This window comes from Streptomyces sp. NPDC059003, assembly GCF_042740445.1.
Taxonomy (GTDB): Bacteria; Actinomycetota; Actinomycetes; order Streptomycetales; family Streptomycetaceae; genus Streptomyces.
On the sequence record NZ_JBHYJH010000307.1, the window covers coordinates 1 to 6,086 of the forward strand.

At 71.0% G+C, this 6,086-nt stretch carries 6 protein-coding genes; 4 read left to right on the forward strand and 2 right to left on the reverse strand.

Annotated features, from left to right (window positions below):
* Positions 1-992: 992 nt before the first annotated feature.
* From rplM to glmM, 3 genes are all read left to right on the forward strand, one after another.
* Positions 993-1,436 carry a 50S ribosomal protein L13 gene (gene rplM, locus ACFWZ5_RS44085; RefSeq protein ID WP_384805870.1) on the forward strand — a complete coding sequence of 148 codons (444 nt, stop codon included), beginning with the start codon at positions 993-995 and terminating at the stop codon, positions 1,434-1,436.
* A 42-nt stretch (positions 1,437-1,478) separates the two neighbouring features.
* The gene (rpsI, locus tag ACFWZ5_RS44090; protein WP_384805868.1) at positions 1,479-2,003 is read left to right on the forward strand and encodes a 30S ribosomal protein S9; all 525 of its coding nucleotides are present in this window, start codon (positions 1,479-1,481) and stop codon (positions 2,001-2,003) included.
* A gap of 124 nt (positions 2,004-2,127) precedes the next feature.
* A complete protein-coding gene (glmM, locus tag ACFWZ5_RS44095) occupies positions 2,128-3,486 on the forward strand; it encodes a phosphoglucosamine mutase (protein WP_384805866.1) in 1,359 nt (452 codons plus the stop codon).
* Here glmM and ACFWZ5_RS44100 read toward each other — a convergent pair.
* Together ACFWZ5_RS44100 and coaA are read right to left on the reverse strand one after the other, a co-directional pair.
* A complete protein-coding gene (locus ACFWZ5_RS44100; RefSeq protein WP_384805864.1) occupies positions 3,483-4,433 on the reverse strand; it encodes a DUF389 domain-containing protein in 951 nt (316 codons plus the stop codon). The two genes, glmM and ACFWZ5_RS44100, sit on opposite strands and share 4 nt — an antisense overlap.
* A 32-nt stretch (positions 4,434-4,465) precedes the next feature.
* The gene (gene coaA / locus ACFWZ5_RS44105) at positions 4,466-5,464 is read right to left on the reverse strand and encodes a type I pantothenate kinase (RefSeq protein WP_384805861.1); all 999 of its coding nucleotides are present in this window, start codon (positions 5,462-5,464) and stop codon (positions 4,466-4,468) included.
* A gap of 133 nt (positions 5,465-5,597) precedes the next feature.
* Between coaA and ACFWZ5_RS44110 the strand changes: the two genes are divergently transcribed.
* The gene (locus tag ACFWZ5_RS44110; protein WP_384805859.1) at positions 5,598-5,966 is read left to right on the forward strand and encodes a holo-ACP synthase; all 369 of its coding nucleotides are present in this window, start codon (positions 5,598-5,600) and stop codon (positions 5,964-5,966) included.
* The last annotated feature ends 120 nt before the right edge of the window (positions 5,967-6,086 follow it).

Genomic DNA, 6,086 nt, shown 5'->3' on the forward strand with positions numbered 1-6,086 from the left:
GGGGGGGGGGGGGGGGGGGGGGGGGGGGGGGGGGGGGGGGGGGGGGGGGGGCGGGTGTGGGTCGGCGGTTTCTTTCCCACCCGCCCGCCCGTTTCCAGCGTCCCGCGGGGTGGAGGCCCCTGGTGGGGGTTGCACGCCGTCGGCGGGTGCGGCGGGTGGGGAGAAGCCACCGCGGTAGAGGCGCCTTGCCCGCCCTGCCGGGCCGCAGCGCCTGATGGCGCTGGGGAGCCGAGTGGTGCGCTGACGGTGACCGGCCGGTGGGCAGTAAACGGGTGGGTGGGTGGGGGAAGAGTCGCCGCGGTAGCGGCGGTGGCCCGCAGCGCCTGATGGTGCTTTGGAGTCGCGTGGTGCGTCGACGGTGACCGGCTGGTGGGCAGTAGACGGGTGGGTGGGTGGGGAAAGGTCGCCGCGGTAGCGGCGGTAGCCCGCGGCGCCTGATGGCGCTTCGGAGTCGCGTGGTGCGCTGACGGTGACCGGCTGGTCGGCAGTAAACGGGTGGGTGGGAAAGGCCGCCGCGGTAGCGGGGGTGGCCCGCGGTGCCTGGTGGTGCTTCGGGGTGGTGTGGTGCGTCGACGGTGACCGGCTGGTCGGCAGTAGACGGGTGGGCGGGTGGGAGAGGCCGCCGCGCCTGGTGGCGCGCGTGGGGCGTCGACGGTGGCCGGCCGGTTGGCAGTGAACGAGTGGGTGGGAGATTCCCGCCGGAGGGGGCGGGGGTGGCCTGCGGGAGGCCCTCGGCCAGGGGTCGTTTTGACCCGTCAGGGGGACCCCCGGTATCCTGCCTGTTCGTTATGTGTATTGGCTTTCTCATTCTCACGTGAGGGGCTCTTACACCGGCCCACCGGGCCGATGACCAGCGGCAGGACTCGGTTGCGTCACCGATGTCCGCCAAGGCTGTCGTCCATCGTCCGAGGTGGCCTTGTCAGGACCCCTCCCCGCGGTCTCACTGGATCGTCAGGGGAGACCCACCTCTGAAGAAGCGAAGGCTACGAACCGTGCGTACGTACAGCCCCAAGCCCGGCGATGTGACGCGTCAGTGGCACGTCATCGACGCTCAGGACGTCGTCCTGGGCCGTCTGGCCACCACCGCCGCCACTCTGCTGCGCGGCAAGCACAAGCCGATCTACGCCCCCCACGTCGACGCTGGTGACTTCGTCATCATCATCAACGCGGACAAGGTGCACCTGTCCGGCAACAAGCGGACCCAGAAGATGGCGTACCGCCACTCGGGCTACCCGGGCGGTCTGCGCTCGGTCCGCTACGACGAGCTGCTCGAGAAGAACCCCGAGAAGGCCATCGAGAAGGCCGTCAAGGGCATGCTCCCGAAGAACTCCCTGGGCCGTCAGATGCTCTCGAAGCTGAAGGTCTACGCGGGCGACCAGCACCCGCACGGCGCTCAGCAGCCGGTCCCGTTCGAGATCACCCAGGTCGCGCAGTAGTACCGGCCACCCCCAAAGACGAAAAAGAATCTGAGGAGCATCGTGGCCGAGACCACCGCTGAGCAGCCGCTCGACGAGAACGCTGAGAACATCGACATCGAGTCGTACACCACCGAGTCCGAGGCGCCCGTTGAGGGCGACTACACCTCGGAGTCGAACGCCGCGCGCTTCGGCGACCCGCAGCCGGCCGCCGGCCTGGGCCGTCGCAAGAACGCCATCGCCCGCGTCCGGATCGTTCCGGGCTCCGGCAAGTGGAAGATCAACGGTCGCACCCTCGAGGACTACTTCCCGAACAAGGTGCACCAGCAGGAAGTCAACGAGCCCTTCAAGGTGCTCGAGCTCGACGACCGCTACGACGTCATCGCCCGCATCGCGGGTGGCGGCGTCTCCGGCCAGGCCGGTGCGCTCCGTCTCGGTGTCGCCCGCGCCCTGAACGAGGCCGACGTGGACAACAACCGCGGCCCGCTGAAGAAGGCCGGCTTCCTCAAGCGCGACGACCGTGCGGTCGAGCGCAAGAAGGCCGGTCTCAAGAAGGCCCGTAAGGCCCCGCAGTACAGCAAGCGCTAATCGCTGCCTGTTTGTACTTCTTGTTCGCCCCGGCGGCACCTGTGTGCTGCCGGGGCGTTCTTGTTAGGCACCCCAGTGGCGGGCGCCCGGGGCGGCGCCTGCTGGAACGCAATGGAGGACACCAGTGGGACGACTCTTCGGCACGGACGGTGTGCGCGGTGTCGCCAACGCGGACCTGACGGCGGAGCTCGCGCTCGGTCTCTCGGTCGCCGCGGCGCACGTGCTCGCCGAAGCGGGGACCTTCGAGGGCCATCGCCCCAAAGCGGTGGTCGGACGTGACCCGCGGGCGTCCGGGGAGTTCCTCGAGGCCGCGGTGGTCGCGGGCCTGGCCAGCGCGGGCGTGGACGTCCTGCGCGTCGGTGTGCTGCCCACCCCCGCGGTGGCCCATCTCACCGGTGCGCTGGGTGCCGACCTCGGCGTGATGCTGTCCGCCAGCCACAACGCCATGCCGGACAACGGCATCAAGTTCTTCGCCCGCGGCGGCCACAAGCTCGCCGACGAGCTCGAGGACCGCATCGAGTCGGTCTACGACGAGCACCGCACCGGCGCCCCCTGGGAGCGGCCCACCGGCGCGGGCGTCGGCCGCGTGACGTCGTACGACCAAGGGCTCGACCAGTACGTGGCGCACCTCATCGGCGTACTGCCGAACCGCCTCGACGGGCTGAAGATCGTCCTCGACGAGGCGCACGGCGCCGCCTCGCGGGTGTCGCCGGAGGCGTTCGCGCGGGCCGGTGCCGAGATCATCACGATCGGCGCCGAGCCGGACGGCCTGAACATCAACGACGGCTGCGGCTCCACCCACCTCGCCCAGCTCCAGGCCGCCGTCGTCGAGCACGGCGCCGACCTCGGCATCGCGCACGACGGCGACGCCGACCGCTGCCTCGCCGTGGACCACACGGGCGCGGAGGTCGACGGCGACCAGATCCTGGCGGTGCTCGCCCTCGGCATGCGCGAGCGCGGCGTGCTGCGGCACGACACCGTTGTCGCGACGGTCATGTCGAACCTCGGGTTCAAGCTCGCCATGGAGCGGGAGGGCCTCCGGCTCGTCCAGACGGCCGTCGGCGACCGCTACGTCCTGGAGGAGATGAAGGCGCAGGGCTATGCGCTCGGCGGCGAGCAGTCCGGGCACGTCATCGTCCTGGACCACGCCACGACCGGCGACGGCACCCTGACCGGCCTGCTGCTCGCGGCGCGCGTCGCCGAGACGGGCCGGAGCCTGAAGGACCTGGCGTCCGTGATGGAGCGCCTCCCGCAGGTCCTGATCAACGTTCCCAACGTCGACAAGTCCCGGGTGAAGACCTCCGCCGAGCTGTCCGGCGCCGTCGCCGACGCCGAGCGCGAGCTCGGGGAGACCGGCCGGGTGCTCCTTCGCTCCTCCGGCACCGAGCCGCTGGTGCGCGTCATGGTCGAGGCCGCCGACATCGAGCAGGCCCGTGCCGTGGCCGGGCGCCTGGCCGACGTGGTGAAGTCCGCGCTCGGCTAGGAGACGCCGAGCTTCTTCGCGGTACGTTCGCGCTGGCGCGCCCAGAGGAGCTTCTGGGCGAGCAGCGTGAGCGTACCGGCGAGGACGATGCCGAGCAGGTTGAGCAGGAGCTGCTCGGTGGAGCCCCAGGCCTGGCGGTACTCGTCGTAGCTGAACGCGACCGCCGCGTTCGCCGCCGCCGGGACCGTCGTCACCGAGATCGCGACGCCGACGAGCGCCCCCGACTTCGCCGACGTGAGCGAGAGGGTGCCCGCGGCGCCCGCGAGGACGGCCACGACGAAGGAGAACCAGTCGGGCCGGTAGATGAAGTTGGTGTTGGGCCGCTCGGCCTTCAGCTGGGAATCGTGGAACAGGTCCACCGCGTCCATGAAGAAGCTGAAGCCCACCGTCACCACCATGGCGACCGCGAAGCCCGCGATGAGCGCGATCAGGGACCGCAGCGCCAGGCGCGGGGCGCGCTGCACGAGCGCCGTGCAGAAGCCCGCGAGCGGGCCGAACTCAGGGCCCACCGCCATCGCGCCCACGATCAGGATCGCGTTGTCGAGGACCACGCCGCAGGCGGCGATCATCGTGGCGAGCGTGATGAAGGCGACGTACGTGACGGAGAGCGTGGACTCCTCGTGCGTGGCGTCCGTCAGGTGCTCCCACAGGACCGCGTCCGCGCCCTCGCCCGGCGCCTCGTCCTCCGCCTTGTCGGCGCGCAGGGACAGCGACAGGTCGATGTTCTCCAGGGCGATCGAGCCGTGCTTGTCGATGTCGAGGGCGCGCAGGCCGCCGAGCAGCTCGTCGCCCGCCTCCCGGGCGACGTCGCACATGACGATGTCGCCCGCGGGGTTGCGGGCGGCACCCGGCACCACGGCGAGGTGCGTGGTGCCGGGCGTCCTCTCGATGAGCCGCACCACGGCGTCGGTCCTGTCCGCCGGGGTGATCAGGCGCAGATGGAGCATGCCCGCACCTTAACGCGGCCCTGACACCGGGATCAGAGCTTGCGCAGGCTCAGGCGGCGCACCTTGTGGTCCGGGCCCTTGCGGATGATGAGCGTGGCGCGGCCGCGCGTCGGGGCCACGTTCTCCACCAGGTTCGGCTTGTTGATGGTCCGCCAGGTCGTGCGGGCGTAGGTGAGCGCCTCCTCCTCGGAGACCTGGGTGTACTTGCGGAAGTACGAGGAGGGGTTCTGGAAGGCGGTCGCGCGCAGCTTGCGGAAGCGGTTGAGGTACCAGCGCTCGATGTCCTCGGTGCGCGCGTCGACGTACACGCTGAAGTCGAAGTAGTCGGCGAGGCCGACGCGGGTGCGGCCGTCCTTGCCGGGCAGCGCGGGCTGCAGGACGTTCAGGCCCTCGACGATGAGGATGTCAGGGCGGCGGACGGTGAGGCGCTGGCCGGGCACGATGTCGTAGATGAGGTGGGAGTAGACGGGGGCGGTGACCTCGTCCTTGCCCGCCTTGATGTCGGCGACGAAGCGGGTGAGGGCGCGGCGGTCGTACGACTCGGGGAAGCCCTTGCGCGACATCAGGCCGCGGGCCTCCAGCTCCTTGGTGGGCAGCAGGAAGCCGTCCGTGGTGACCAGCTCCACGCGCGGGTGCTCGGGCCAGCGGGAGAGCAGCGCCTGGAGGAGGCGGGCCACGGTCGACTTGCCGACGGCGACGGATCCGGCGACGCCTATGACGAACGGCGTACCGGCCTGGGAGCCCTTCTCGCCCGTGTCGCCGAGGAAGGTGTTCAGGGCGGTGCGCAGGCCGTCGGTCGCGCCGACGTAGAGGTTGAGCAGCCGGGACAGCGGGAGGTAGATGTCGCGCACCTCGTCGAGGTCGATGACGTCGCCGAGGCCGCGGAGCTTCTCGACCTCCTCCGCGGTGAGCGGCAGCGGCGTTTTCTCGCGCAGCGCGCTCCACTCGTCACGGGTGAGGTCGACGTACGGGGTCGCCTCCGGCTTGTGCCGGTGGGCGCCCTGGGGCAGCGATGAGACCGGAGAGATCACAGTCCATTGTTACGGCTGTTTGAACAAGGGTGCGGGTGGGGTGCGTCACCCTCGGCCGGGTGGGCCTGAGGGGTCGTACGCTTCCGGGCATGTTCGGTGTGCCGGTTGTGTGTCGTGGGCGTGGGGTGTGGTCGTGATTATTGGGGTGGGGATCGATGTGGCCTCGATCGACCGGTTCGCGGGGTCGCTGCGGCGGACGCCCGGCCTGAGCGGACGGCTCTTCCTGGAGGGGGAGTTGTATCTGCCGAGCGGCGAGCGGCGGGGCGTCGCCTCGCTCGCCGCGCGCTTCGCCGCGAAGGAGGCGCTCGCCAAGGCGCTGGGGGCTCCGCCCGGGCTGCGGTGGCTCGACGCGGAGGTGTACGTGGAGGAGTCGGGGCAGCCGCGGCTGCGGGTGTCCGGGACGGTGGCCGCGCGGGCGGAGGCGCTGGGGGTGCGGGGGTGGCATGTTTCGTTGAGCCACGATGCGGGGGTCGCGTCCGCTGTGGTCTTGGCGGAGGGGTAGGTGCCGTTCTCTTTTTCTACCACCCCCCCCCCCCGTTCCAGTGGGACTGGGGTGGGCGCCTCTGGTGGGGGTTTCCCGCCCTCGGGGGCGAAATGGGGGGGTGGGCGGGGTAGCTCCCCC

Bases quoted from the DNA above. Each gene is read 5' to 3' on its own strand.
- ACFWZ5_RS44100 (WP_384805864.1), bottom strand. From the start codon at position 4,433: ATGCTCCATCTGCGCCTGATCACCCCGGCGGACAGGACCGACGCCGTG.